At 66.2% G+C, this 25059-nt stretch carries 38 protein-coding genes; 32 read left to right on the top strand and 6 right to left on the bottom strand.

The window, feature by feature from the left end:
• Window positions 1–154: 154 nt before the first annotated feature.
• Window positions 155–949 carry an aminotransferase class IV gene (locus AC1DW4_RS13490; RefSeq protein WP_477017774.1) on the top strand — a complete coding sequence of 265 codons (795 nt, stop codon included), beginning with the start codon at window positions 155–157 and terminating at the stop codon, window positions 947–949.
• A gap of 24 nt (window positions 950–973) precedes the next feature.
• On the opposite strand, the gene AC1DW4_RS13485 is transcribed toward AC1DW4_RS13490, so the two are convergent.
• The 4 genes from AC1DW4_RS13485 to AC1DW4_RS13470 all read right to left on the bottom strand — a co-directional run bounded on the left by AC1DW4_RS13485 (window position 974) and on the right by AC1DW4_RS13470 (window position 5154).
• Entirely contained in the window at window positions 974–2911 is a 1938-nt protein-coding gene (locus tag AC1DW4_RS13485; protein WP_477017773.1) for a M61 family metallopeptidase, read from the bottom strand.
• Window positions 2912–3010: 99 nt separating this feature from the next.
• Window positions 3011–3520: an FKBP-type peptidyl-prolyl cis-trans isomerase gene (locus AC1DW4_RS13480; protein ID WP_477017772.1), complete on the bottom strand. Its 510-nt coding sequence runs from the start codon at window positions 3518–3520 to the stop codon at window positions 3011–3013.
• A 33-nt stretch (window positions 3521–3553) separates the two neighbouring features.
• Window positions 3554–4783: an RNA polymerase sigma factor gene (locus tag AC1DW4_RS13475; protein ID WP_477017771.1), complete on the bottom strand. Its 1230-nt coding sequence runs from the start codon at window positions 4781–4783 to the stop codon at window positions 3554–3556.
• Between the two features lie 2 nt (window positions 4784–4785).
• Window positions 4786–5154, bottom strand: coding sequence for a YciI family protein (locus tag AC1DW4_RS13470; RefSeq protein WP_477017770.1), 369 nt, complete (start codon window positions 5152–5154; stop codon window positions 4786–4788).
• A gap of 185 nt (window positions 5155–5339) precedes the next feature.
• Between AC1DW4_RS13470 and AC1DW4_RS13465 the strand changes: the two genes are divergently transcribed.
• From AC1DW4_RS13465 to AC1DW4_RS13320, 30 genes are all read left to right on the top strand, one after another.
• Window positions 5340–6284, top strand: a complete 945-nt coding sequence (locus AC1DW4_RS13465; RefSeq protein ID WP_477017769.1) for a GIN domain-containing protein — start codon at window positions 5340–5342, stop codon at window positions 6282–6284.
• Window positions 6285–6801: 517 nt separating this feature from the next.
• A complete protein-coding gene (rpsJ, locus tag AC1DW4_RS13460) occupies window positions 6802–7107 on the top strand; it encodes a 30S ribosomal protein S10 (RefSeq protein ID WP_003164367.1) in 306 nt (101 codons plus the stop codon).
• A gap of 22 nt (window positions 7108–7129) precedes the next feature.
• Entirely contained in the window at window positions 7130–7882 is a 753-nt protein-coding gene (gene rplC / locus AC1DW4_RS13455; RefSeq protein ID WP_477017768.1) for a 50S ribosomal protein L3, read from the top strand.
• On the top strand, window positions 7882–8550 hold the full coding sequence (gene rplD, locus AC1DW4_RS13450; RefSeq protein ID WP_477017767.1) for a 50S ribosomal protein L4: 669 nt from the start codon (window positions 7882–7884) through the stop codon (window positions 8548–8550). Before rplC ends, rplD begins: the two co-directional genes overlap by 1 nt.
• Window positions 8550–8852 carry a 50S ribosomal protein L23 gene (locus AC1DW4_RS13445; protein ID WP_013268922.1) on the top strand — a complete coding sequence of 101 codons (303 nt, stop codon included), beginning with the start codon at window positions 8550–8552 and terminating at the stop codon, window positions 8850–8852. Before rplD ends, AC1DW4_RS13445 begins: the two co-directional genes overlap by 1 nt.
• Window positions 8853–8856: 4 nt before the next feature.
• On the top strand, window positions 8857–9690 hold the full coding sequence (gene rplB / locus AC1DW4_RS13440; RefSeq protein WP_013268923.1) for a 50S ribosomal protein L2: 834 nt from the start codon (window positions 8857–8859) through the stop codon (window positions 9688–9690).
• Between the two features lie 2 nt (window positions 9691–9692).
• On the top strand, window positions 9693–9971 hold the full coding sequence (gene rpsS, locus AC1DW4_RS13435; RefSeq protein ID WP_013268924.1) for a 30S ribosomal protein S19: 279 nt from the start codon (window positions 9693–9695) through the stop codon (window positions 9969–9971).
• 1 nt (window position 9972) lies between these two features.
• A complete protein-coding gene (gene rplV, locus AC1DW4_RS13430) occupies window positions 9973–10353 on the top strand; it encodes a 50S ribosomal protein L22 (RefSeq protein WP_477017766.1) in 381 nt (126 codons plus the stop codon).
• A complete protein-coding gene (rpsC, locus tag AC1DW4_RS13425; RefSeq protein ID WP_477017765.1) occupies window positions 10353–11102 on the top strand; it encodes a 30S ribosomal protein S3 in 750 nt (249 codons plus the stop codon). Before rplV ends, rpsC begins: the two co-directional genes overlap by 1 nt.
• Window positions 11103–11105: 3 nt before the next feature.
• Complete coding sequence (gene rplP / locus AC1DW4_RS13420) at window positions 11106–11546, top strand: 50S ribosomal protein L16 (protein ID WP_013268927.1); 441 nt, start codon at window positions 11106–11108, stop codon at window positions 11544–11546.
• Window positions 11546–11743, top strand: coding sequence for a 50S ribosomal protein L29 (gene rpmC, locus AC1DW4_RS13415; RefSeq protein ID WP_013268928.1), 198 nt, complete (start codon window positions 11546–11548; stop codon window positions 11741–11743). The genes rplP and rpmC overlap by 1 nt, the downstream gene beginning before the upstream one ends.
• A 9-nt stretch (window positions 11744–11752) precedes the next feature.
• Entirely contained in the window at window positions 11753–12004 is a 252-nt protein-coding gene (gene rpsQ / locus AC1DW4_RS13410) for a 30S ribosomal protein S17 (RefSeq protein ID WP_477017764.1), read from the top strand.
• 19 nt (window positions 12005–12023) lie between these two features.
• Window positions 12024–12392, top strand: coding sequence for a 50S ribosomal protein L14 (gene rplN, locus AC1DW4_RS13405; protein ID WP_077354965.1), 369 nt, complete (start codon window positions 12024–12026; stop codon window positions 12390–12392).
• 2 nt (window positions 12393–12394) lie between these two features.
• The gene (gene rplX / locus AC1DW4_RS13400; protein ID WP_477017763.1) at window positions 12395–12703 is read left to right on the top strand and encodes a 50S ribosomal protein L24; all 309 of its coding nucleotides are present in this window, start codon (window positions 12395–12397) and stop codon (window positions 12701–12703) included.
• The gene (gene rplE, locus AC1DW4_RS13395; protein ID WP_477017762.1) at window positions 12703–13263 is read left to right on the top strand and encodes a 50S ribosomal protein L5; all 561 of its coding nucleotides are present in this window, start codon (window positions 12703–12705) and stop codon (window positions 13261–13263) included. Before rplX ends, rplE begins: the two co-directional genes overlap by 1 nt.
• 19 nt (window positions 13264–13282) lie before the next feature.
• Window positions 13283–13588, top strand: coding sequence for a 30S ribosomal protein S14 (gene rpsN / locus AC1DW4_RS13390; RefSeq protein ID WP_209322808.1), 306 nt, complete (start codon window positions 13283–13285; stop codon window positions 13586–13588).
• 14 nt (window positions 13589–13602) lie between these two features.
• Complete coding sequence (gene rpsH, locus AC1DW4_RS13385) at window positions 13603–14001, top strand: 30S ribosomal protein S8 (RefSeq protein WP_013268934.1); 399 nt, start codon at window positions 13603–13605, stop codon at window positions 13999–14001.
• Between the two features lie 2 nt (window positions 14002–14003).
• Window positions 14004–14537, top strand: a complete 534-nt coding sequence (rplF, locus tag AC1DW4_RS13380; protein WP_477017761.1) for a 50S ribosomal protein L6 — start codon at window positions 14004–14006, stop codon at window positions 14535–14537.
• 3 nt (window positions 14538–14540) lie between these two features.
• The gene (gene rplR / locus AC1DW4_RS13375) at window positions 14541–14903 is read left to right on the top strand and encodes a 50S ribosomal protein L18 (RefSeq protein ID WP_477017760.1); all 363 of its coding nucleotides are present in this window, start codon (window positions 14541–14543) and stop codon (window positions 14901–14903) included.
• A 10-nt stretch (window positions 14904–14913) separates the two neighbouring features.
• Entirely contained in the window at window positions 14914–15537 is a 624-nt protein-coding gene (rpsE, locus tag AC1DW4_RS13370) for a 30S ribosomal protein S5 (protein WP_477017759.1), read from the top strand.
• Between the two features lie 2 nt (window positions 15538–15539).
• Entirely contained in the window at window positions 15540–15734 is a 195-nt protein-coding gene (gene rpmD, locus AC1DW4_RS13365) for a 50S ribosomal protein L30 (RefSeq protein WP_477017758.1), read from the top strand.
• 177 nt (window positions 15735–15911) lie between these two features.
• Window positions 15912–16505 carry a 50S ribosomal protein L15 gene (rplO, locus tag AC1DW4_RS13360; RefSeq protein WP_477017757.1) on the top strand — a complete coding sequence of 198 codons (594 nt, stop codon included), beginning with the start codon at window positions 15912–15914 and terminating at the stop codon, window positions 16503–16505.
• 110 nt (window positions 16506–16615) lie between these two features.
• Window positions 16616–17995: a preprotein translocase subunit SecY gene (gene secY, locus AC1DW4_RS13355; protein WP_477017756.1), complete on the top strand. Its 1380-nt coding sequence runs from the start codon at window positions 16616–16618 to the stop codon at window positions 17993–17995.
• 31 nt (window positions 17996–18026) lie between these two features.
• Complete coding sequence (locus tag AC1DW4_RS13350; protein WP_477017755.1) at window positions 18027–18593, top strand: adenylate kinase; 567 nt, start codon at window positions 18027–18029, stop codon at window positions 18591–18593.
• Window positions 18594–18776: 183 nt separating this feature from the next.
• A complete protein-coding gene (locus AC1DW4_RS13345) occupies window positions 18777–19445 on the top strand; it encodes an energy transducer TonB (protein ID WP_477017754.1) in 669 nt (222 codons plus the stop codon).
• 146 nt (window positions 19446–19591) lie between these two features.
• Entirely contained in the window at window positions 19592–19960 is a 369-nt protein-coding gene (rpsM, locus tag AC1DW4_RS13340) for a 30S ribosomal protein S13 (protein WP_477017753.1), read from the top strand.
• Between the two features lie 9 nt (window positions 19961–19969).
• Window positions 19970–20359 (top strand): 30S ribosomal protein S11, encoded by a 390-nt coding sequence (gene rpsK, locus AC1DW4_RS13335; protein ID WP_013268944.1) that lies wholly within the window; start codon window positions 19970–19972, stop codon window positions 20357–20359.
• Between the two features lie 86 nt (window positions 20360–20445).
• Window positions 20446–21465: a DNA-directed RNA polymerase subunit alpha gene (locus tag AC1DW4_RS13330; RefSeq protein ID WP_209322818.1), complete on the top strand. Its 1020-nt coding sequence runs from the start codon at window positions 20446–20448 to the stop codon at window positions 21463–21465.
• A gap of 103 nt (window positions 21466–21568) precedes the next feature.
• Entirely contained in the window at window positions 21569–21985 is a 417-nt protein-coding gene (gene rplQ / locus AC1DW4_RS13325) for a 50S ribosomal protein L17 (protein ID WP_013268946.1), read from the top strand.
• Window positions 21986–22072: 87 nt separating this feature from the next.
• On the top strand, window positions 22073–22726 hold the full coding sequence (locus AC1DW4_RS13320; protein WP_477017752.1) for a glutathione S-transferase family protein: 654 nt from the start codon (window positions 22073–22075) through the stop codon (window positions 22724–22726).
• A 3-nt stretch (window positions 22727–22729) separates the two neighbouring features.
• On the opposite strand, the gene AC1DW4_RS13315 is transcribed toward AC1DW4_RS13320, so the two are convergent.
• Window positions 22730–23605 (bottom strand): hypothetical protein, encoded by an 876-nt coding sequence (locus tag AC1DW4_RS13315; RefSeq protein ID WP_477017751.1) that lies wholly within the window; start codon window positions 23603–23605, stop codon window positions 22730–22732.
• Complete coding sequence (locus AC1DW4_RS13310; protein WP_477017750.1) at window positions 23602–24510, bottom strand: ABC transporter ATP-binding protein; 909 nt, start codon at window positions 24508–24510, stop codon at window positions 23602–23604. The genes AC1DW4_RS13315 and AC1DW4_RS13310 overlap by 4 nt, the downstream gene beginning before the upstream one ends.
• A 169-nt stretch (window positions 24511–24679) precedes the next feature.
• Here AC1DW4_RS13310 and AC1DW4_RS13305 point away from each other — a divergent pair, with 169 nt between their 5' ends.
• Window positions 24680–25057, top strand: coding sequence for a hypothetical protein (locus AC1DW4_RS13305; RefSeq protein WP_477017749.1), 378 nt, complete (start codon window positions 24680–24682; stop codon window positions 25055–25057).
• The last annotated feature ends 2 nt before the right edge of the window (window positions 25058–25059 follow it).

Below are 25059 nucleotides of genomic sequence, written 5' to 3'. Positions count from 1 at the left end.
TTGAGCGCCCGAGAGCCGTCAGGCGATCGGCCTTGCGCGAAAGGGTGAGGGGTTATGCCCTCAACGGTTCGCACCGTAACCCCTCACCCTTTCGGCCATGTCGCATCGCTCCGCTCTGCGGGCCTCAAGCCCTCTCCCGCTGGGAGAGGGGTCGGTGAGCGACATCCTCATCGACGGTCTCCCCGCCACCGAGGCCGATCTCCACTACCTCGCCCTGGTCAACTACGGGGCCTACACCTCCTTCCGTGTCGAGGACGGCGGCGTGCGGGGTCTGGCTCAGCATCTGGCACGGCTGGAGGCGTCGTCCATCGAGCTGTTCGGCGAAGCGGTCGGCAGTTCACGCCTCCATGAGCTGCTGCGAAACGCGGTCGGGAATCGACGCGAAGCCTGGGTGCGGATCAGTCTGTTCGCGCCGGACATCTGGTCACGGACGCCGTCCTGGGTCGGTGCGCCTAAAGTGATGACCTCGGTCTCGCCCCCACCGCCACCGCTGGCTGACAGTCTGCGTCTGCAAGTCCAGACCTATGGGCGCGAGGCTCCTCACATCAAGCATACGTCCGGCATGGGCCTGATCCGGGCCCGTCGATCGGCGCGGACGGACGGTTTCGACGATGCCCTGTTCGCCGATGCGCAAGGCGTGATCTCCGAGGGTAGCAGCTGGAACATCGGCTTTGTCCGGGGCGACACGGTGGTCTGGCCCCAGGCTCCGATGCTGGCGGGCGTGGCCCAGGCCTTGATCGCGCAGGGCCTTGCCGAGGTCGGCCTGAGCCAGCGCACCGAGCCCGTTGTCATCGCTGACTTGGCCGCCTTCGACGCCGCCTTCATCTGCAACAGCGCGACCCCCGCCTGTCCGGTGACGGCCATCGGCGACACCACGTTCGATCCGAACCCGAACCTGATCGACCGCATACGCGCCGCATGGGCGACGAACCCGGTCGAGCCGATCTGACGGCTCGACCGGTCGTCGTCCGGCCTAGCGCCGGCGCGGCGTGTAGAGGTCACCCAGGCGATCGGGGGTGCCCTCGATCCGCTCCAGGTGCGGGTACTTCAGGCCGTCGTGATAGTCGAAGGTCACGGTGCGGAAGTGGGTGCCGTCCTGGACGATCAGCTCGATCTTCTGGTCCGTGCCCTTGGCCGCGGTGACGGCCTCGGCCAGACGTGAGGGCGAGGCCGCCTCGCCGTTGATCGCGATGATCTGCATGCCGCTGGCCAGGCCCTGCTGGAAGGCGGGGCCGTTCCACATCACGCCGCCGATCTGGTTGGTGGCGCTGGTCTGGAACCCGAGCGAATAGGTGAAGTCGTTGCGGCCGTATTCGGCATACAGCGTCTTCTGATAGTCGCTGGGCGTGTCGGTATAGACCAACCGGTATCCGCCGCGCGTCAGGCCATCCAGCGGCGCGCCCGGGCCATGGCCGTCCAGGCGGGTGCGCAGGAAGGTTGCCCAGTCGTACTCCACCACGCCGTTCAGCGCCGCGACCACGTCGTCGAAGGTGTAGGGGTTCTCGTCGAACGCCCCGTCGTTCACGCCGTAGAAGGCGCGGGCGAAGTCATCCAGCGACTTGCGGCCATTGGTCCGCTCGCGGATCAGGGTGTCGGCGTCCAGCCAGATCAGCTGACCCTCGACATAGTAGTCCTCGCTGCGCTGCCAGGCGCGCCAGCCGATCGGGCGGCGCTGCTGGATGATCGGGTCGTTGGTTGTGTCCTGCATCGCGCGCCATTCGCGGCCGACGGTGCTGTCATAGGTGGCGGCGTCCAGGGCCAGGGCGTCCAGCGCCTGCTGGCGGCTATGCAGGCCCGAACGGGCGGCCAGCACCTTGCCCCAGAACTGGTTCTGTCCCTCGTAGACCCACAGCAGCGAGTCCTGCATCGGCGTGTTGTAGTTGGGGACCATCTGGCCCGCCGGGCGACGGTATTTGCCGTCCCACGAGTGGTCGTATTCATGCGGCAGCAGATCGCGGTCGCCGAGTTTCGACTCCCAGTCGGTGAAGAAGCCCGGATCGACGCTGTTCTCCGACGAGCGGTGATGCTCCAGCCCGATGCCGCCCAGGCGATCGGTCATGGCGACCAGGAAATCATAGTGGTCGTAGTGGCGCGCGCCGTGCAGCCGGTCGGCCTGCTGGATCAGGTTGCGCAGGATGGTGATCTGCTCGTCCGTCGCGGCCAGGTTTTCCTCTGCATCGGCGACCAGGTTCAGCCGCACGGGCGAGCGGCCGCCCGGATCCAGGTCGATCTGACGGAAATGCTCACCGGCGAACAGGGGGCTGTCGATCAGCACGTCCAGCGGCACGGGCTTGAAGGTGGTGACCGCTCCGGCGGTGGTCTCGGTCTCCAGGGCGGTGCCGAACTTCCAGCCCGCTGGCAGGGCCAGTGTCGCCTGGGCGGTGATGTTGCGGTGGAAGCGACCGGCCGGATACAGCAGCATCTTCTCCCACTGCACATTCAGCATCTCGGCCGTCATGGTGACGCGGCCCTGGCTGCCGGTCGTGGGTGACAAGTGCTGGAAGGTGGCCACGACCTCGGTCGCCCCCGCGGGCACGATGATGTGGAAGGCGAAGGGGTTCAGCGTATCGCGCACCCATTCCACCCGCTGTCCGTTGGCGGTGAAGATCAGGCCACCCAGCTGGGTGATCGGGCCGGTCGGGCCGTGCTCGCCCGGCAGCCATTCGGGGAAGAACAGCGTCAGCGGCCCGGCATTCTGAACCGGGATGGTCTCGCGCACCTGGAAGATGCGGCGGTTCAGGTCCGTGGCGTCGACCTCGAGCCGCACGACACCGGGCCAGGCCTGATCGACGACGGCGGGGATGGCCTGCGGGGTTTGAGGATGGCCGGCATAGCCGTCGACCTGAGCGAGGGCAGGGGTCGAGGCGAGCACCAAGGTCGCAAGGCACACGGAAAGGGCGAGACGCTTCATGAAGGGCTTCCGGCTGGGGCGCCGGGACTGCCCCGCCGCTCGGCGGGCGGGAGATCACGCCCGTCCGACCGCCCCGTCAAGCGTTGCCGTGATGGCGGATCAAGATGCAGGCGTCACGTCCAGCAGTTCGACCTTGAACAGCAGGGTCGAATTGGGCGGCAGTTCGTCGCCGCCGACCCAGCGGTCGCCGTAGCCGAGGCTGGCGGGGATGGCGAAATAGAAGGTGTCACCGACGTGCATCAGGGCCACGCCTTCGGTCCAGCCGCGGATGACGCGGTTCAGCGGGAACTCCGCCGGTTCGCCCCGGTCATACGAGCTGTCGAACTTTCGCCCGTCGATGAAGGTGCCCTCATAATGGACCTTGACCGTATCGGTGGCGGAGGGCTGACGGCCCTCGGGGTGGGCACGGCCTTCGCGACGGTACTGCAGGCCTGATGCAGTGGTGGTCCAGCCACGGCGCTGACCGTTCCAGGCCAGATAGGCGGCCTGACCGGCCTCGTATTCGGCCGGAGTGGAATGGGCGGTTGGGTCGAGCGTCGGCGCGGTCATCGGCGTGGTGGCGCAGGCGGCGACGGACAGGACGGCGAGGGCAGGGGCGATGAGCTTCATGCGGCAAGGCTTAGCAGCGCAGCCCTGCCGTCGCTAGGCGGCCGCGTCGAGACGATCCCGCCTTGCCCTGAGAAACAGCGCCTCTGCCGGTGACGGCCCCAGCGCGAGGGCGGCGTCATAATCCAGCCGCGCATCCTTGTCCCAGCCCAGGCGGGCGAAGATGTCGGCGCGGGCGGCGTGTAGAGGCAGCCATCCAGGCGCGTCGATGCAGAGCAGGGCGTCCAGTGCTGCGGCCGGGCCCTCGACCTCGGCCAGAGCGACCGCCCGGTTGGTGCGGATCACCGGATCGTCGCGCTGGAGCAGCAGCATATTGTAGAGCCCCAGAATGGCGGCCCAGTCGGTACGGCCGGTGGTGGCGCGGTCGGCGTGGGCACCGTGGATCGCGGCCTGTAGCGCGCGGGGTCCGGGCACGGTGCGCCGGGCATGGGAGACGGCGGCGGATCGGGCGACGAAGCGACCGGCCTCGGCGATCAGGGATGCGTTCCAGCCGGCGGTGTTCTGCTCGGTCAGGGGCACCATGGTGCCGTCCGGGGCCAGCCGAGCAGGGCGGCGGGCCTCCGTGTAGCGGACGGTGGCAGCCAGCGCTTGCGCCTCCGCGTCTTCGGGTGTGAGCCGGGCCAGAAGGCCGGTCAGGTTCAGCATCTCCGTGGCGAAGTCGGCGTGGGGTCCGGCTCCCGCGGCGTCTGCGTGCGCCTGGCCATAAGCGACTTCCAAGGTCGACAGGACCGCGTCCATCCGCTCAGGCCAGCGGTCGGGGGAGGGGACGTCAAAGGGCACGCCCGCCTCGGCGATCTTCCTCTTGGCGCGGACCAGGCGCTGGGCCAGGGTCGGCTCGGGCGTCAGGAAGGCGGCGGCGACTTCGGTCGTCGACAGGCCGCAGACGGTGCGCAGCGTCAGTGCTGCGCGGGCGTCCGGGCTGACCGCCGGGTGGCAGCAGACGAAGATCAGCCGCAGCCGCTCGTCGGGTATGGGCTCTGAGAGCGCCATGACGTGGTCCTCGGGGGTGGGGTCCGGCGCGGCGTCGTCGGGGCGGTAGGCAGAGGCCGTTGCGCGGCGTCGATAGCGATCCAGCGCCCAGCGACGTGCGACGGCATACAGCCAGGCGGCGGGATCGGCGGGCGGTGTGTCGCCCCACGTCTCGATCGCGCGGGCACAGGCCTCGGCGAACGCCTCCTCGGCCAGGTCGATGTCGCCGAAGGCGGCGGCCAGGGCGGAGATCACCCGGCCGCCGCTCTGCCGAAACGTCTGGTCCAGCAGGCTCAAGATCAGCCCGGCATGGGCGGGGGCGGCAGCATCGGCCTGATCTCGACCGAGCCGTTCTTCGCGATCGGCAGCTTTCTGGCCCAGTCGATGGCGGCATCCAGGTCCGGCACATCGATCATATAGATGCCACCCAGTTGTTCGCGCGTCTCGGCGAAGGGGCCGTCATGGACCGTGCGGCCGGACGGCGTGACCTTGACGGTCGTGGCCGTGGCGACCGACTTCAGGCCAGCGCCACCGACGAAGACGCCAGCCTGGCCCATCTGCATGCCATACTGGGTGTGGGCGTCCAGGATTGCGCGCCAGGACGGGCTGGCCTCGCCGTCCGGATAGGACTCGGCCTCAGGTTCGTGGATCAGAAGAGCATATTGCATGGGGTCAGCCTCCGGTTTGGATCGCCTGATCGGATGTTCCGATCCTGCACGACAACAGAAAGACGCGCGAGGCTCGGCCATATCGACATTATGCGCCGGATTAATTCGAGGTCATGACGTGGAGTTAAAATGACTTCGGCCGGTCGCGGGATCAGTTTCGCCTCAGCACCAGGGAGGAGCCCATCATGACCAAGTCCATCACCGCAGCCTTCGCCATCGCCGCCGCCATCGCAGCGACGCTCGTCGCCGCCGCCCCCGCATCCGCCGCCGACGGTCCCGAGGTCCGCGTGCGCCGCGCCGCCGCCCGCATGGTGGTGATCGTCGAGGACCGGACCGATGTCGCCGTCGAGATCGAGCCCGGCTCGGGCGGTCTGCCCATGCCGACCGTGACCCGATCCGGCAATGAGGTTCGCATCGACGGCGGTCTGGGCCGCAACCCGATCCGCAACTGCCGCAGCGGCCCCGCCGATGCGCGCCAGCCCGGCGAAGGCGCTTCGGTCGAGGTGCGCCGCACCGGCCGGGTCGATCTGTCCGCCGCGCCGCTGATCGTAGTGCGCACGCCGCGCAATGTGAACGTCTCGACGGAAGATTCCGCCATATTCGGGGCCATCGGGCGGGGGGCGACCTCCATTGAGCTGGGCGCGGGCGGCTGCGGCGACTGGACCGTGGCCAATACGTCCGGCCACGCCGATCTCTCGGTCGGCGGCTCCGGCAATATCCGCGCGGGGACTTCGGGTAGCCTTGAAGCGGCCATCGGCGGCTCGGGCCGGGTAACCGCAGGAGCGACCGGAGATCTGGACGCGTCGATCGGCGGATCGGGCACCATCATCGTGACCCAGGCCACGGGCGCGGTCGAAGCCGCCATCGGTGGCTCTGGTGACGTGCGCGTCGGCGGCGGCCGGCCCCGCTCGGTCGAGGCCTCCATCGGCGGCTCGGGCGATATCGTGGTTCAGGGCGACTCCGGGCCGCTGGAAGCCTCCATCGCCGGATCGGGCAACGTCACCGTCACCGGCACGGTCGCCAGCCTGGAAGCGAGCCTGGTCGGGGGTGGAGACGTGACGGTCGGCCGGGTCACCGGTTCGGTCTCCCAGTCCGTCATGGGCGGCGGACGGGTCCACATCGGCAACTGATCTCTCCCCCGAGTCAGGATGCCGTAAGGAGGCGGCCCGGGAGCGTGGAACCCCCCGGGCCGTCTTTTTCTCGTTTCCCTCTCCCAGCGGGAGAGGGCTTGAGGCTCGGAGAGCGTAGCGATCCGCAAGCCGAAAGGGTGAGGGGTGTTGCCCTCACAGGTATGCGCCTTAACCCCTCACCCTTTCGCGCAATACCGATCGCCTCACGGCTCCCGGGCGCTCAAGCCCTCTCCCAAAAGGAGAGGGTTTTTGAGTTGACGAAACCGGACTCAATCGTCATAAGCGCCAACTCTTGTTGGACCGGCTGTGCAGCTCTCGGGTTGCAGACGCGGTTCGCAGGAACGACCCGGCCCGTTCTTTGTAGCGATCCAGGACTTCAACGGCTCTCGCGGGCGACTGCGTGGGCCGATCGTTTTTGCGGACGTGCGTACTCTGAAGGCGTTTTCGCCTGAAGGCCTCCGGTCTTTGAAATGGTTCACAGGGACGCAGGTTCGCCTGCTTGGGAAATACGACCGATATGGATCAAAGCATCCGCATCAGGCTCAAGGCCTTCGATCACCGCGTCCTCGACTTTTCGACGCGCGAAATCGTCAACACAGCCAAGCGCACGGGCGCGACCGTTCGTGGTCCGATCCCGCTGCCGACCCTGATCGAAAAGTTCACCGTGAACCGCTCGCCGCACGTCGACAAGAAGTCGCGCGAGCAGTTTGAAATCCGCACGCACAAGCGTGTCCTCGACATCGTCGACCCCACTCCGCAGACCGTGGACGCGCTCATGAAGCTCGACCTGTCCGCCGGCGTGGACGTCGAGATCAAGATTTAAAGAAACAAAGGCGGGATCCGATATGCGCACGGGCGTGATCGCCAAGAAGCTGGGCATGACCCGCGTGTTCGCCGAAGACGGCGCGCACGTTCCGGTCACTGTGCTCCAGCTCGACGACTGTCAGGTCGTCGGTCAACGCACTCAGGAGCGGGACGGCTACGTCGCCCTGCAGCTGGGCGCCGGGACCAAGAAGGCAAAGAACACCAACAAGGCTCAACGCACGACCTTCGCGAACGCAGAGGTCGAGCCCAAGCACGTCGTCATGGAGTTCCATGTTTCGGACGACGCCATGATCGACGTCGGCGCGACCCTGTCGGCCGACCACTTCGTCGCCGGCCAGAAGGTCGACATCCAGGGCGAGACGATCGGCAAGGGCTTCCAGGGCGGTATGAAGCGCTGGAACTTCGGTGGTCTGCGCGCGACCCACGGCGTGTCCGTGTCGCACCGCTCGCTGGGTTCGACGGGTAACCGTCAGGACCCCGGCAAGACCTTCAAGGGCAAGAAGATGGCCGGACACCTGGGTGTCGAGACCATCACCACCCAGAACCTGACCATCGTCCGCGTGGACGCCGAGCGCGGCCTGATCCTGGTCAAGGGCGCTGTCCCCGGCCACGAAGGCAGCTGGGTCAAGGTCCGCGACGCGCACAAGAAGCCGCACGCCGACCTGCCGTTCCCTGGCTCGTTCAAGACCAAGGGTGGCGCTGCAGCCGCTCCGGCCGAAACGCCCGCTGAAGAGCCGGCCGCGGTCGAAACCGTCGAAGGCGGTGAAGCGTAATGAAACTCTCGGTCATCAAACTCGACGGCAAGGCCGCCGGTGACGTCGAGCTGTCGGATGTCGTTTTCGGCATCACCGACATCCGCGGCGATCTGCTGGCCCGCTACGTCAACTGGCAGCTGGCCAAGCGCCGTGCCGGCACCCACAAGGTCCAGACCCGGAACGAGAACTCTCGCACCGGCAAGAAGATGTACAAGCAGAAGGGCACCGGCGGCGCCCGTCACGGCTCGCGTCGTGCCCCGCAGTTCGTCGGTGGTTCGCGCGCCTTCGGCCCGATCGTCCGCGATCACGGCTTCGACCTTCCCAAGAAGGTCCGCGCCCTGGCCCTGCGTCACGCCCTGTCGTCCAAGGCCAAGACCGGTGATCTGGTCATCGTCGATGCCCTGACCGTCAAGGAAGCCAAGACCTCCGCCCTGCGCGAGACTTTCGGCAAGCTGGGCTGGACCCGGACGCTGATCATCGCGGGTCCGGAAGTGGATGCGAACTTCGCCCTGGCGTCGCGCAACATCCCGCAGATCCACGTGCTGCCGAACGCCGGCCTGAACGTCTATGACATCCTGCGCGCCGACAAGCTGGTGCTGACCAAGTCCGCCGTGGAGGCCATCGAGGCCACCTATGCCGACTACAAGCTCTCGCGTCGCGAGCAAGCCGAGAAGGAAGCCGCGTAATGGCCGCCGCTCCAACCGCCAAACACTACGACACCATCCTGTCGCCGATCATCACCGAGAAGGCGACGATCCTGTCGGAGCAGAACAAGGTCGTGTTCCGCGTCGCGGGCACCTCGACCAAGGACGAGATCGCCGCTGCGGTCGAAAGCCTGTTCAAGGTCAACGTCCTGAAGGTCAACACCCTGGTCCAGAAGGGCAAGACCAAGCGCTTCCGCGGCATCATGGGCCGTCGGGTCGACATCAAAAAAGCGATCGTGACGCTGGCCGAAGGCCAGTCGATCGACGTCACGACGGGGCTCTGAACCGATGGCCTTGAAAACCTACAATCCGACATCGCCGGGCCGTCGCGCCCTGGTGCTGATCGACCGCTCGGAGCTCTTCAAGGGCCGTCCCGAGAAGTCGCTGACCGAAGGCCTGACCAAGTCGGGCGGACGCGGTCAGGGCGGTCGCATCGCCGTCCGCTTCCGCGGCGGTGGCGCCAAGCGCCTGTATCGCAAGATCGACTTCAAGCGTCGCAAGTTCCAGACGGCGACCGTCGAGCGGCTGGAGTACGACCCCAACCGCACCGCCTTCATCGCCCTCATCACCTATGAGGACGGCGAAAAGGCCTACATCGTCGCGCCGCAACGCCTGAAGGCGGGCGACACGATCGTGGCCGGCGAAAAGACGGACGTGAAGCCCGGCAACGCCATGCCGCTGCGCTCCATCCCCGTCGGCACCATCATCCACTGCGTGGAAATGAAGCCGGGCAAGGGCGCTCAGCTGGCCCGTTCGGCCGGTGCCTACGCCCAGCTGGTGGGTCGCGATCAGGGTTACGCCCAGATCCGCCTCGGCTCGGGCGAGCTGCGCATGGTTCTGGACGGCTGCATGGCCACAGTGGGCGCCGTTTCAAACGCCGACCACATGAACCAGAACCTCGGCAAGGCCGGTCGCGTTCGTCACATGGGCTTCCGCCCGCACGTTCGCGGCGTCGCCATGAACCCGGTCGACCACCCGCACGGCGGTGGTGAAGGCAAGACCTCCGGCGGCCGGACCCCGGTCACGCCGTGGGGCAAGGACACCAAGGGCACGCGTACCCGCAAGAACAAGGCGACGGATCGCTTCATCATCCGTAGCCGCCACCTCAAGAAGGCTCGCTAAAGATGGCTCGCTCCTCCTGGAAAGGCCCGTTCGTCGACGGGTATCTGCTCAAGAAGGCCGACGCCGTCTCGACGTCGGGCCGCAAGGACGTGATCAAGACCTGGTCGCGCCGCTCCACCATCCTGCCGCAGTTCGTCGGTCTGACGTTCGGTGTCCACAACGGTCACAAGCACGTCCCCGTGCACGTGAACGAGGACATGGTCGGCATGAAGCTGGGCGAGTTCTCGCCCACCCGTTCGTTCCCCGGCCACGCCGCGGACAAGAAGGCGAAGCGGAAGTAACATGCCCAAGACCAACAACACCCGCCGCGTCGGCGAAACCGAAGCGCGCGCCAAGCTGACGAACGTCCGCATCAGCCCGCAGAAGCTGAACCTGGTCGCCCAGTCCATCCGTGGCCTGCCGGTCCAGAAGGCCCTGAACGAGCTGGAATTCAGCCGCAAGCGTATCTCCGACGACGTCCGCAAGGTGCTCTACAGCGCCGTGTCGAACGCCGAGAACAACCACAACCTGGACATCGACAGCCTGATCGTTGCCGAGGCCTTCGTGGGCAAGAACCTGGTGATGAAGCGTTTCGCGAGCCGTGCTCGTGGCCGCTCGTCGCGTATCCTGAAACCGTTCAGCGAGATCACCATCGTGGTCCGTGAAGCCGGCGAGGCCGCCTGATGGGTCAGAAAATCAATCCGATCGGTTTCCGCCTCGGCGTGAACCGCACCTGGGACAGCCGTTGGTTCGCCGACGGCGCGTCCTATGCCCGGCTGCTGCACCAGGACCTGGCGCTGCGCACCTGGCTCAAGGAACGCCTGAACGCCGCCGGCGTGTCGCGCATCATCATCGAGCGTCCGCACAAGAAGTGCCGCGTGACGATCTATGCCGCCCGTCCGGGCGTCGTGATCGGCAAGAAGGGCGCGGACATCGAGAAGCTGCGCAAGGACATCTCGGCCCGTACCGAAGGCGAAGTTCACCTGAACATCGTCGAGGTCCGCAAGCCCGAGACCGATGCCCAGCTGATCGCCGAGAACATCGCGCAGCAGCTGGAACGCCGGATCGCCTTCCGTCGTGCCATGAAGCGCGCCATGCAGTCGGCCATGCGCCTGGGCGCCAAGGGCGTCCGCATCAACGTGTCGGGCCGCCTGGGCGGTGCCGAGATCGCGCGGATGGAATGGTATCGCGAAGGTCGCGTGCCGTTGCACACCCTGCGCGCCGACATCGACTACGGCTTCATCGAGGCCAAGACGACCTACGGCATCATCGGTGTGAAGGTCTGGGTGTTCAAAGGCGAAGTGCTCGAGCACGACCCGATGGCCCAGGACAAGCGCTGGGCTCAGGAAGCCGCCGGTCCGTCGTCCAACGAAGGCCGTGAACGCGGCCCGCGCCGCGATGACCGCGGCGGTCGCCGTGGCCGTGAGGGCTAAGAGATGCTGCAACCGAAGAAAACCAAGTACCGCAAGGCCTTCAAGGGCCGCATCCACGGCGCTGCCAAGGGTGGCTTCTCGCTGAACTTCGGGTCCTATGGCCTGAAGACGCTGGAGCCGGAACGCATCACCGCGCGTCAGATCGAGGCGGCCCGCCGCGCGATCACCCGCCAGATGAAGCGTCAGGGCCGGGTCTGGATCCGTGTGTTCCCGGACGTTCCCGTCTCGGGCAAGCCGGCCGAAGTCCGCATGGGCAAGGGCAAGGGCGCGGTGGATCACTGGGCGGCGCGCTGCCACCCGGGCCGGATCCTGTTCGAAATCGACGGCGTCGCCGATGACGTGGCCCGCGAGGCGCTGCGTCTGGGCGCCGCCAAGCTGCCGGTCCGCACCAAGGTGGTCACCCGCCTGGACGCCGGTGTCTCGCACGTGGAGCACGTTGCCTGATGACCAAGATCGCCGACCTTCGCTCCCAGACGAACGACCAGCTGGGCGACCAGCTGCTGTCGCTCAAGAAGGAGCAGTTCAACCTGCGCTTCCAGGCCGCCACCGGTCAGATGGAAAAGACTCACCGCGTCGGTGAAGTCCGCAAAGACATCGCTCGCATCTCCACGCTTCTGCGTGAGAAGCGTTCGGCTTCGTAAGGAAACCCCATGCCCAAACGTATTCTCGAAGGCGTGGTCGTGTCCGACAAGGGCGACAAGACCGTCGTCGTCGTCGTCCAACGCACGCTGCTGCACCCGGTCATGAAAAAGATCGTGCGCCTGTCCAAGAAGTACCACGCCCACGACGAAGCGAACGCCTTCAAGGAAGGCGACGTCGCCCGCATCCGTGAGTGCGCCCCGAAATCCAAGCTGAAGCGCTGGGAGGTCCTGTCCAAGGACACCTCGGCCTCGGCGTCGTAATCAAGAAGGATCTGATCATATGATCCAGATGCAAACTAACCTGGAGGTGGCCGATAACTCGGGCGCTCGCCGGGTCATGTGCATCAAGGTGTTGGGTGGCGCGAAGCGCCGCTACGCCTCGGTGGGTGACACGATCGTCGCCTCGGTCAAGGAAGCCATTCCGCGCGGTCGCGTGAAGAAGGGTGAAGTGGTTCGCGCCATCGTCGTGCGCACCGCCAAGGACATCCAGCGCAAGGACGGCTCGGTCATCCGCTTCGACAAGTCGGCCGCGGTCATCGTCAACAAGCAGAACGAGCCGGTCGGCACGCGGATCTTCGGCCCGGTTCCCCGTGAACTGCGCGCCAAGAACCACATGAAGATCATCTCGCTGGCCCCGGAGGTCCTGTAACCATGGCCGCCAAGATCAAGAAGGGCGACCGCGTCGTCGTCCTGACCGGAAAAGACAAGGGCCGCACCGGCGAAGTCGCCAAGGTCCTGCCGACCGAGAACCGCGTGATGGTGACCGGGATCAACATGGTCCAGCGCCACACCCGTCCGTCCCAGGGCGACCCCCAGGGCGGTATCAAGAACAAGGAAGCCTCGCTTCACCTGTCGAACGTCGCGATCGCCGACGCCAACGGCAAGGCGTCGCGCGTCGGCTTCCGCATGGAAGGCGACAAGAAGGTTCGCTTTGCCAAGACGACGGGAGACGTCATCTGATGGCCGATACCAAATACACCCCCCGCCTGAAGGGCGACTACAACGACCGCATCAAGGGCGTGCTGACCGAGAAGTTCGGCTACACCAACCCGATGCAGACGCCCAAGCTGGACAAGATCGTCCTGAACATGGGCATCGGCGAAGCGGTCGCGGACTCCAAGAAGGCGAACGCCGCCCTCAAGGATCTGACGCAGATCGCCGGCCAGAAGGCGGTCCCGACCAAGGCGCGCACCTCCATCGCCGGCTTCAAGCTGCGCGAGGGCATGGTCATCGGCGGCAAGGTCACCCTGCGCGGCGACCAGATGTACGAGTTCCTGGACCGTCTGATCACGATCGCCCTGCCGCGCGTGAAGGACTTCCGGGGCCTGAAGCCGACGTCGTTCGACGGACGCGGCAACTACGCCATGGGTCTGAAGGAACACATCGTGTTCCCAGAGATCAACTACGACCAGATCGATCAGATGTGGGGCATGGACATCATCGTCTGCACCACGGCTCGGACCGACGACGAGGCGCGCGCGCTTCTGACCGAGTTCAAGTTCCCGTTCGTGAAGAACTGAGCGGGAAGGGAAAAGCACAATGGCTAAGAAAAGCGCCGTGAACCGCAACGAGATGGTGAAAGCCCTCGTCGCCAAATACGCCGACAAGCGGGCCGCCCTGAAGGCGACCGCCAACGACGAGAGCCTGCCTCTGGAAGAGCGTTTCGACGCCCGCCTGAAGCTGGCCGAGCTGCCGCGCAACTCGGCGGCCGTCCGGATCCGTAACCGCTGCGAAGTGACGGGCCGTCCGCGGGCCTTCTATCGCAAGCTGAAGATGAGCCGGATCGCGCTGCGTGAACTCGGCAACCTGGGCCAGATCCCGGGCCTGACGAAGTCCAGCTGGTAAGGGGAGCGACAGACATGATGATCAACGATCCCCTGAGCGACATGATCGCTCGCATGAAGAACGCGGCGATGCGCAAGCGTTCGAAAGTGCTCACCCCGGCCTCCCGCCTGCGCCAGCGCGTCCTCGACGTGCTGCAGGACGAGGGCTACATCCGCGGCTATTCGCTGGTTCAGAACCCCGGCGAGTTCCCGCAGTTCGAGATCGAGCTCAAGTATTTCGACGGCCAGCCGGTCATCGCCGAGATCGCCCGCGTGTCCAAGCCGGGCCGCCGCGTCTACTCCGCGATCTCCGACCTGAAGCCGATCAAGAACGGCCTGGGCATCTCGATCCTTTCGACTTCGAAGGGCGTCATGTCCGACGCCGCCGCCCGCGACGCCAATGTCGGCGGCGAAGTCCTCTGCAGGGTCTACTAAAGATGTCCCGTATCGGAAAACGTCCCATCACCGTGCCGAAAGGCGTCACCGTCACCATCGACGGCCAGACCATCACCGTGAAAGGCCCCAAGGCCGAGCGGTCCTGGACCCTGGCCGAAGAGGTCGAGCTGACCCAGAACGACGGCGAACTGAACCTGGCCATCCGTGCCGACACTCAGCGCGCCCGCGCGATGTGGGGCCTGTCGCGAACCCTGGTCGACAACATGGTCGTCGGTGTCACCGACGGGTTCGAGCGCACGCTTGAGCTGGTCGGCGTGGGTTACCGCGCCGCCATGAAGGGCAACGACTTGTCGCTGCAACTGGGTTTCTCGCACGAAGTGGACATCAAGGCTCCGGCCGGCGTGACCTTCGCGGTGCCCAAGCAGACCGAGATCAAGATCTCCGGCCCCGACAAGCAGGTCGTCGGCGAACTGGCGGCCAACATCCGCAAGCTGCGTCCGCCGGAGCCCTACAAGGGCAAGGGCGTCCGTTATGCCGGCGAGAAGGTGCGTCGCAAGGAAGGCAAGAAGAAGTAAGCCATGGCATCGACCCTCAAGCAAAAAGCCGCGAAGCGCACCGAGCGCAACCGCCGCCGCCTCAAGGCGATGGGCAATGGTCGCCTGCGCCTGTCCGTGCACCGTTCGGACAAGAACATCTCGGCCCAGATCATCGACGACCTCAAGGGCGTCACGGTCGCCGCCGCCTCTTCGCTGGAAGGCGACAAGGCCGGAACCTCGAAGGGCTCCAACAAGGAGGCCGCTGCCGCCATCGGCAAGCTGGTCGCCGAGCGGGCCATCGAGAAGGGCATCAAGGACGTGGTCTTCGATCGCGGTGGCTACATCTATCACGGACGGGTGAAGGCGCTGGCGGATGCCGCGCGTGAAGCCGGCCTGAACTTCTAAGGACCGACAGATGGCCCAAGCACCCCAACGTGGCGGACAAGGCGGCAACGACCGCAACCGTCGCGACAACCGCAACGCCCCCGCCGTCGACGGTCCGGATTCGGACATCGTCGAGAAGCTGGTGCACATCAACCGCGTCGCGGCCACCGTCAAAGGCGGCCGTCGCTTCTCCTTCGCAGCCCTGATGGTCGTCGGTGACGGCAAGGGTCGCGTCGGTTTCGGTCACGGCAAGGCGCGCGAAGTGCCGGAAGCCATCCGCAAGGCGACCGAAGAAGCCAAGAAGACGATGATCCGCGTGCCCCTGCGCGAAAACCGCACCCTGCACCATGACGGCAACGGCCGTTGGGGTGCTGGCAAGATCATGATGCGCGCTGCCCCTCCCGGCACCGGCGTGATCGCGGGTGGTCCGATGCGCGCCGTCCTGGAAACCCTCGGCGTCGCCGACGTGGTGGCCAAGTCGACGGGTTCGTCCAACCCCTACAACATGATCCGCGCGACGTTCGAGGCGCTGAAGGTCCAGTCCTCGCCGCGTCAGGTCGCCTCCAAGCGTGGCAAGAAGGTCGCTGACCTGATGGGCCGCCGCAACGACGGCGCCTCGGCTGTGGAAGCCGCGCCCGAAGCCGTGGAGTCCTGAGAATGGCCAAGACTGAAGCCAAGACGGTCACCGTCAAGCAGACCGGTTCGCCGATCCGCCGCAAGAACGACCAGCGCGCCACCCTGGTGGGCCTGGGTCTGAACCGCATGGGCCGCGAGTCCACGCTGGAAGACACCCCCTCGGTCCGTGGCATGATCGCCAAGGTCGCCCACCTGACCGAGATCGTCGAGAAGTAAACCTGTAAATGGCCCTCTCCTCAACGGGGGAGGGTGTCGCCCTTGCGGTGACAGGGTGGGGGCGGCTATAGGCCGCCCTTCATCGCGTTCCGGGGGCGGGTCCGTCCGTCCCCAAATGAAAATCAAAGCCGAGTCCGCTGTTCGCAGCGGGCGCTAGAACCCGAAAGGATCAGGCACATGAAATTGAATGAAATCCGCGACAACGAAGGCGCCCACAAGAAGCGCATGCGCGTCGGCCGCGGTCCGGGTTCGGGCAAGGGCAAGACCGCCGGTCGCGGCGTCAAGGGTCAGAAGTCGCGTTCCGGCGTCGCCATCGGCGGCTTCGAAGGTGGGCAGATGCCGCTGTACATGCGGATGCCCAAGCGCGGCTTCAACAATCCCAACGCTCTGAAGCTGGCCGAAGTGAACCTGTGGCGTCTGCAGGACGCGATCGACGCGGGCAAGCTGGACGCCAAGTCGGAATTGAATGGCGAGGCCCTGGTGGCCGCCGGCGTGATCCGTCGTTCCAAGGACGGCGTGCGCCTGCTGGGCACTGGCGAGATCAAGGCCAAGCTGAACCTGGTCGTCTGGTCGGCAACGGCCGGCGCCAAGAAGGCCATCGAGGCCGCTGGCGGCTCGATCGTCGAACAGCGGATCGAAGCCGAAGCCAAGGCCGCCGCGCGCGTCGAGAAGCGCAACGCCGCCAAGGGCAAGGCCCCCGCACCGAAGGCTCCGCGTGGCGACGCCAACAAGATTTCGGCTCGCACGACCCGCACCGCCTCCAAGGCGTAACAATAAAGCTCGGGGGGCGGTCTCGCTAAGAGGCCGCCCTTCGCCTATCTGGACGTTGGCCCCGGATTCGTTTCGATCGGCCGCGTACTGATCAGTCGGGGTAACGACACATGGCTTCGGCCGCCGAACAACTCGCCGCCAATATGAACATGGGCTCGTTCGCGAAAGCGACCGAGCTGCACAAGCGTCTGCTCTTCACGCTGGGCGCACTGCTGGTCTATCGCATCGGTACCTATGTGCCGATCCCGGGGATCAACTCCGAAGCCTTCCTGCAGTTCTTCAACAATCCCGACGGCCAGCGCGGCATCCTGGACATGTTCAACATGTTCTCGGGCGGCGCGGTGGAGCGGATGGCGGTGTTTGCCCTGAACGTGACGCCCTACATCTCGGCCTCGATCATCGTCCAGCTGATGGGCAGCGTGTATCCGCCCTGGGAGAAGCTGAAGAAGGAAGGCGGCGAAAGCGGCCGCAAGCAGCTGAACCAGTACACCCGCTATCTGACCGTGGTCCTGGCCCTGGCGCAGTCGTTCGGCATCGCCGCCGGCCTGAACGCCCAGGCAAGCCTGGTGGACAATCCGGGGCTTTTCTTCATCGCGACGACGGTCGTTTCGTTGACCGGCGGCACCATGTTCCTGATGTGGCTGGGCGAGCAGGTGACGGCGCGCGGCGTCGGTAACGGCATCTCGCTGATCATCTTCGCGGGCATCGTCGCGGTCCTGCCGGGCACGATCGGCCGTCTGCTTGGCCTGGCCCAACAGGGTCAGCTGTCGGCGTTCGCCCTGCTCTTCATCCTGGCGATGGTCGTCGCCGTGGTGGTCTTCATCGTGTTCATGGAACGGGCCCAGCGCCGTCTGCTGATCCAGTATCCCAAGCGCCAAGAAGGCAACCGGATGGCGGGAGGGGAGCGCTCGTTCCTGCCGCTGAAGGTGAACACGGCCGGCGTCATCCCGCCGATCTTCGCCTCGTCGCTGCTGCTGCTGCCGTCGACCGTGGCCAACTTCGCCGCGACCGCCAACCTGCCGGCCTGGCTGGACTGGTTGCCGACCGTGGCCGCCCAGCTGACGCACGGCCAGCCGCTGTTCATGGCGCTGTATGCCGCCCTGATCGTCTTCTTCTGCTTCTTCTACACCTCGATCACCTTCAACCCCGAGGACACGGCCGAGAACCTGCGCAAGTACGGCGGGTTCCTGCCGGGCATCCGGCCGGGCAAGCGGACGGCGGAATATCTGGACTATGTCCTGACCCGCCTGACCGTGATCGGCGCCGCCTACATCACTGCGGTCTGCCTGTTGCCGGAGATCATCTCGGCCAACTTCGGCCGGGGGCTGTATTTCGGCGGGACCTCGGTCCTGATCGTGGTCTCGGTGACGATGGACACGGTGGCGCAGATCCAGTCGCAACTGTTGGCACACCAGTACGAAGGCCTCATCAAGAAGGCCAAGCTGCGCGGCCGTGGCGGTCGCGGTGCGCCCGCGCCGGTTCGGCGATAGTCGAGATCAAGCCCGGGGAGGGGCACCGAGCATGAACCTGATCCTGTTCGGGCCCCCTGCGGCCGGCAAGGGTACCCAGGCCAAGCGGCTGGTCGAACAGCGCGGCATGGTCCAGCTGTCGACCGGCGACATGCTGCGCGAGGCGATCGCCTCGGGTTCCGAACTGGGTCAGCAGTGCAAGGAAATCATGTCCAAGGGCGGACTGATCGCCGACGACATCGTCATCGCGCTGATCGAGGCTCGGCTGAAAGAGGCTGAGGACGCGGGCGGAGCCATCTTCGACGGCTTCCCCCGCACGATCGCCCAGGCCGAGGCGCTGGACGCCATGCTGGCCAAGCTGGGCAAGAAGATCGACGCTGTGGTGCGGCTGAAGGTCGACGACGACGCCCTGCTGGAGCGGGTCTCGAAGCGGTTCGCCGACCAGGGCCGGCCCGACGACAATCCCGAAAGCTTCAAGGTTCGCCTGGACGCCTACAACCGCAACACCGCGCCCCTGCTGCCCTACTACGGCGACAAGGGGCTGCTGACCGAGGTGGACGGCATGGGCTCGATCGAGGCCGTCGCTACCGCCATCTCAGAGGCTTTGGCCCGCGCCTGAAGGGTCTGCGGATGAACGGGGCATGAGCCCGGTCGTCACGCCCCGTCGTTCCGGCTCTGCTATGGATCGTTCAGACCGGACGGAGCGTTTGGTCGTCCAAGCCTGGCGGTAAGCGCCGCGACCGGAGCCACGATCATTCCAGCCACGCCGAAATCCGCGAGACGCTGGCGTCAGGGCGGCGTCATGCTTGGCGTCGTCTCGCTGCACGCGGTGCTGTTCGCGCTCAGCGGCCTGGGGCATACGCCGCCGCCCGTCGTCGTCCAGACCCCGATCAACGTCCAGCTGGTCGATCTTACGCCGCCCCCTCCACCGCCGCCTCCGCCCGAGCCCCCGGCGCCGGATGCAGGTGGCGGTGCCCCCGCGGCCCCTTCGGTCGTGCATGTGACGCCCAAGCCGGTTCCCCGCCCCGAGCTGCCCGCGCCGCCCAAGCCCGCGCCCGCGCCGGCCGTCATCGTCGGTGCCTCCGACCAGCCGGGTCCGACCCCGGGTCTGGGCCAGGGGGGACAGGGCAATGGCACGGGTGACGGGGAAGGGGAGGGCGACGGTCCGGGTTCGGGCTCCGGCCCCATCATCCTGCGCGGAGCCTCGAACGGAGAGATCCTGGGGCTGGTGCCACAGGAAGCGCGCCGTCGGCGGGTGCCGGGTCGTGCCTCGGTCAACTGTGTCATCCGTTCGGATACGCGGTTGGACGGCTGTCGCGTGGTCTCGGAGAGCCCCGAAGGCCTGGGCTTCGGCGAGGCGGCGACCCGGGTGGCCGAAACCTATTTCCGTTTCCGCCCGCCGACGACGGCGTCGGGACGATCGATCGAGGGCTTCCGGGCGACGGTCGTGGTCCTGTTCGGTCGTCAGTAGACGGCGAATGTCCGGCCCGCCTCGCTCAGGCGTTGACGCAATCTGAATCGCCTGTATAAGGCGCGCTTCCCGCGAAGGGCGCCACGCTCCTGGTCTGTTGACCGGAGCGTTTGTTGCGTCCGGTTTGCGCGTACTTGGAGATCTTCGTGGCCCGTATCGCTGGCGTCAACATTCCGACCAACAAGCGCGTCGAAATCGCGCTTCAGTACATCCATGGCATCGGCCCGGCCGCCGCCAAGGACATCACCGGCAAGGTGGGCATCGAGCCCTCGCGCCGCGTGAACCAGCTGACCGACGCCGAAGTCCTGCAGATCCGCGAGACGATCGACAAGGATCACACCGTCGAGGGCGACCTGCGCCGCGAGACGTCGATGAACATCAAGCGCCTGATGGACCTGGCCTGCTATCGCGGCCTGCGTCACCGCAAGGGCCTGCCCGTCCGCGGTCAGCGCACCCACACCAACGCCCGCACCCGCAAGGGTCCCGCCAAGCCGATCGCCGGCAAGAAGAAGTAAGACAGACACATGGCCAAGGAACCGGGTCGCGTAAAGAAGCGCGAGCGCAAGAACATCACCTCGGGCGTCGCCCATGTGAACGCCTCTTTCAACAACACCATGATCACGATCACCGATGCCCAGGGCAACGCGATATCGTGGTCGTCCGCCGGACACATGGGCTTCAAGGGGTCGCGCAAGTCGACGCCCTACGCCGCCCAGATGGCCGCCGAAGACGCGGGCAAGAAGGCCCAGGAACACGGCGTCAAGACGCTGGAAGTCAATGTCTCGGGCCCCGGTTCCGGCCGGGAGTCGGCCCTGCGCGCGCTGCAGTCGGTCGGCCTGACCATCACGACCATCCGCGACGTCACGCCGATGCCGCACAACGGCTGCCGTCCGCCCAAGCGCCGTCGCGTCTAAGCTACCCCGCCGCCTGCTCTATTTCTCCGCCGGACCCGCCTCCCTGACGAGGTGAGAGGGTCCGGCGACACTCGTTAGGGACACCTATGATCGAACGTAACTGGCAAGAGCTGATCCGTCCCGAGAAGCCGCAGATCGAGCTGGGCTCCGACGCCCAACGCAAGGCCCGTCTGGTGGCCGAGCCCCTCGAGCGCGGTTTCGGTGTGACGCTCGGCAACGCCCTGCGCCGCGTGCTGCTGTCGTCGCTGCAAGGCGCGGCCGTGACCGCCATTCAGATCGACGGCGTCGTGCACGAATTCTCGTCGCTGGAAGGCGTGCGCGAGGACGTCGTCGACATCGTCCTGAACATCAAGCAGCTGGCGCTGCGCATGCACGCCGAGGGTCCCAAGCGCATGACGCTGCGCGCCACTGGCCCCGGGCCCGTGACCGCCGGCCAGATCGACGTCCCTTCGGACATCGAGGTGCTGAACCCCAACCACGTCATCTGCACCCTGGACGACGGCGCGTCGATCCGCATGGAACTGACCGTCCAGAACGGCAAGGGCTATGTCGCGTCCGAGTTCAACCGTCCGGAAGACGCTCCGATTGGCCTGATCGCCGTCGACGCCCTGTATTCGCCGGTCAAGCGCGTCGCGTACCGCGTCGAGCCGACCCGTCAGGGCCAGTCGCTGGACTATGACAAGCTGGTGCTGGAAGTCGAAACCAACGGTGCCGTCTCGCCGGTTGACGCGGTGGCCTACGCCTCGCGCATCCTGCAAGACCAGCTGCAGATCTTCATCACCTTCGACGAGCCGAAGAAGGCCGTGGAAGCGTCGGAAGGCAAGCCCGACCTGCCGTTCAACCCGGCCCTGCTGAAGAAGGTCGACGAACTGGAACTGTCGGTCCGTTCGGCCAACTGCCTGAAGAACGACAACATCGTCTACATCGGCGACCTGATCCAGAAGACGGAGGGCGAAATGCTTCGCACCCCGAACTTCGGCCGCAAGTCGCTGAACGAAATCAAGGAAGTGCTGACCTCCATGGGTCTGTCGCTCGGCATGGACGTGCCGAACTGGCCCCCGGAGAACATCGAAGACCTGGCCAAGAAGTTCGACGACCAGATCTAGTTTCAACCCTCCGCCCGGACCGATTTCGGTCATCGGAGCGGTTAGAATGATACGGCCCACGGTCCCGTAAGACGGATACCCGGGTTGAGTAGGAGAGACCCCGATGCGCCACGGCGCCGCCCACCGCAAACTCGGCCGCACGGCCAGCCATCGCACCGCCATGTTCGCCAACATGGCCGCGTCGCTGATCAAGCACGAGCAGATCACCACGACCCTGCCCAAGGCCAAGGAGCTTCGCCCCTTCGTCGAAAAGCTGGTCACGCTGGGCAAGAAGGGCGACCTGCATGCGCGTCGTCAGGCCATCAGCCACGTCCGTGACGTGACCCAGGTCGGCAAGCTGTTCGAAACGATCGGCCCGCGCTACGCCGACCGTCAGGGTGGCTACATCCGCATCATGAAGGCCGGTTACCGCCACGGCGACAACGCCCCGATGGCGGTGATCGAGTTCGTCGATCGCGACACCTCGGCCAAGGGCCAGGACTCGGGTCCGGTCGCCGTCTACGAAGGCGACGACGAATAGGCTGTCGCTGGCAGACCGAGATTTGAAGGGCGATCCGGGTGACCGGGTCGCCCTTTTTCTTTGCGCGCGCGTCGGGCAGGGTGCGGCATGACCGACCTGATCCTCTACAGCCACCCCTTCTCGTCGTACTGCCAGAAGGCGATCGTGGCCTTCTACGAGAAGGATCTGCCCTTCACCCAGCGGATGCTGGATGACGAGGGTGCGATGGCGGAGCTGAAGGCGGCCTGGCCGTTCGGACAGTTCCCGGTGCTGAAGGACGGCGACAGGCATTTCGCCGAGACCTCGATCATCATCGAGCGGCTGGACCAGATCGATCCCTCCACGCCGATGATCCCGACCGATCCGGAGCTGGCGCTGGAGACGCGGTTCATGGACCGGGTGTTCGACAACCACATCAACGCCAACCAGCAGCGGATCATCTACAATGCGCTGCGTCCCGAGGATGCGCGCGATCCCCTGATCGTGACGGAAGCCAAAGCCAGGCTGGAGACGGCCTATGCCTGGCTGGACAGCGTGATGTCGGGCCGGACCTGGGCGGCGGGAGAAGTCTTCACCCTGGCCGACTGCGGGGCCGCGCCGGGGCTGCTGTATGCCCATTGGACCCACGCGATCCCCGCGCGTTTCGAACACCTGTGGGCCTATCGCCGACGCCTGCTGGCCCGACCCAGCTATGCCCGCGCGCTGAACGAGGCACGGCCGTATCGGGGCTATTTCCCCCTGGGCGCGCCGGACGAGGACTGAGGCCTACTCCTTCGACAAATCCTGACGGCCAAACCAGCCGATGGCCCCCGCCAGGGGGACCAGACACCACAGGATGAGGCTAACCAGGGCCAGGACCGCGCCGTCGGCGGACATGCCGCCACCGGTCTCGATCGCAGCCTTCAGCGTGTCGTAGGCGAAGCCGGGGAACAGGAACTGCGCGCGCCAGTCGTCAACGCCCCATCCCAGCATGGGCAGGAAGTTGGCGAAGATGGCCTGGGCCAGGCTGACGACGATCGGCACGAACAGGGTGGCGATCAGGGAACGGGTCAGGACGGCGGCCAGCAATGCCAGCAGGGTGATCTGGACGACGCGGACATAGGCCAGAAGGAACAGCAGGCCGGTCTGGCCCAGGCTGTCGCCGCCGATGCTGAACGACAGGCTGCGGTCGAAGATGACGCCCTTGGCCGCTTCGCCGATCAGTCCCAGGACCATCATGAGCAGAAGGGCGGTCAGGGTCAGCAGCTTGGCCACGCCGACCTTGCCCAGGATCAGGTTCAGCCGGCTGTTGCGCGCCGTGGTCAGCCGCCAGCTTTCCCAGCGATAGTCACCGGCGAAAATCGTTGCCGCCCCGATCAGGATGAACAGGATCAGGATCGGATTGGCCAGATCGGCGGCCAGGGTCGGCAAGGATTCACCCAGGTTCAGGGTGCCGGTCGCCAGAAGTTTTTCGGCGACGCCCGGCGGCAGGGTGGCGTCCCGGACCTCGGCCATCTTGGTCTTGATGAAGAGCTGCCCCAGCGTTCCCAGCACCAGGGCGACGACGGGAAAGAAGACCACGCTCCACAACAGGGTCACGCGGTTCTTGGTGAAGCGATAGGCCTCGGAGCGCAGGGCGTCGGCCAGCATGGTCACGCTCATCGGATGGCCTCTACGGTTTGGACGCTGCCAGTTTCCGTCATGAAGACGCTTTCCAGATCGGCTCCGATCCAACGGGCCTCGTCGATGTCGACGCCGGCCTCGATCAGGGCGCGGAGCAGGGCGGGGGCCTCGGCACGGGGCAGGGTGACCAGGATAGCGTCACCCTCGACCACCGCCCGGCTGCCCAGGATGGCCATGGCCTGGGCCATGGGGGTGAGCGAAAGGCGTAAACGCTCGCCGGCCGAGGTCAGGTCGGTGACCGATCCCTCGCGGACCAGCTTGCCCCGGTTCAGGATGGCGACGCGGTCGCAGACGCGCTGGACCTCCAGCAGCTGGTGGCTGGCCAGGACGACGGTGATGCCGTCCTTTTCCGACAGGGAGCGGATCAGGGCGCGCATTTCCTGGATGCCGGGGGGATCCATGCCGCTGGTGGGCTCATCCAGGATGACCAGTTCGGGCTCTGTGATCAGGGCGGCGGCGACGCCTAGCCGCTGCAGCATACCCACGGAGAAGCCCCGCACCTTTCGGTCGGCGGCCTCGGTCAGACCGACGCGCTCCAGCCAGCCAGACACGCGCGCGGCGTCGGCCTTCAGCCCATGGGCGATCGACAGCCACTCCAGAACCTGGCGCGCGGTCATGAAGGGCGGAAAGCGTGGCGTCTCGATCATCGAGCCCATGCGGCGGCCGGCGGCGACGTCGCCCACCCTGCCGCCCATGACGATGGCCTCGCCCTCGGTCGGACGGATCAAGCCCAGCAGGATGCGGAACAGGGTCGACTTGCCTGCCCCGTTGGGCCCGAGCACGCCATAGACCCCACCCTTGGGGATGGTCAGGCTGAGCCCGTCCAGCGCCCGCACGGTGCCATAGGTCTTGGTCAGGGCACGGGTCTCGATCACTGCGGTCATGTTCGGACCTTCGCCCGGGGAGGGCCGGTCGGCAAGCGTCGGCAGATTAAGCTTCGGACAGGTCGATCACACCGCCCTCGCCGCCCAGGGCAGAGGACGATCCTGTCGACGTCATGAGCGATCTGGCGGCCTTAAACCTTTGTTGCCGCGAGGATGGCATAGGTAGCCGATGTCTACGAAAGTTGCGTTGAGTGAAGGGCTGAAGCGGGTCACCGTGACGGCGATGCCGGGACCCGTGACCGACACGATGGGCGAGACGGTCCTGCGGCTGTTGCGACAGCGCAAGGCGCTGGGCGGATGGGACTGGATCTTCGACATCCGTCAGGCCCATGTGAAGGCGACCGCCGACGAACTGGAAGAGATCGCCGCGGCGTTCAACGCCGCCACGAGCAAGCAGAGCTACACAATCTTCGTCAGCGACGATCCTGCGGTCTATGAGCGGTGCAAGATCATGGATCGGAAGTTCGTCGATCGGATTCATCTGGTAACCCGGGATATGCGGACCGCCAGTGGCCTGATACCGGTCGCCATCCCGTCGATATTCTAGCC

This window comes from Brevundimonas sp. P2_A6 (assembly GCF_056404975.1).
The sequence above is the reverse complement of the archived record's forward strand: the minus strand, read 5'-3'. Positions and strand labels throughout refer to the sequence as shown.